The organism is Streptomyces sp. B1866 (assembly GCF_031932565.1).
Taxonomy (GTDB): Bacteria; Actinomycetota; Actinomycetes; order Streptomycetales; family Streptomycetaceae; genus Streptomyces.
In genome coordinates this window covers 1-430 of record NZ_JAVSCF010000627.1, presented here as the reverse complement: position 1 = coordinate 430, position 430 = coordinate 1, and the positions used below count along the sequence as shown (strand labels likewise).

The 430-nt window shown below is 67.0% G+C and carries 1 pseudogene; it reads right to left on the bottom strand.

The features are described from left to right. Positions 1–430 (bottom strand): annotated as a pseudogene (locus tag RKE29_RS30510) (hypothetical protein); the annotation flags it as partial.

The window sequence follows — 430 nt, the reverse complement described above, 5'->3', positions numbered from 1 at the left end:
GACTTCCTGGAGGAAGGGAGGCACGGGGAACAGCGGTCCGTCGTCCTCGAAGGGGAACAAGGTGCCGCCGAGGACGAACTGGTGCGGTTCCCAGCGCTGGTAGGCGGAGGCGAGCGCCTTCTGCTTGCCCCAGCCGGCGTCGTAGGTGGGGTACCAGCCGCAGTTGACGATGGGGTGGCCCTCGTCGAGAAGCCGTTGGGGCGGGTACAGGTTGGGCTGCACGATGGGTATCTCGGGCCGCCACCACTCCACGACGGCGCCGCGGCGTGGCTTGACGAAGCTGTCGGCCAGCCCGTCGTTCCAGATCCGGGCCGTCTTGTTGTGGCCGTTGACGATGTCGATGGCGAAGTTGACGAAATCCATACAGGCGTCGGCATGCAGCGCGGTCGGGCCGTACTTCGCCTGGGCGAAGGCCAGCAACTGGGGGTAG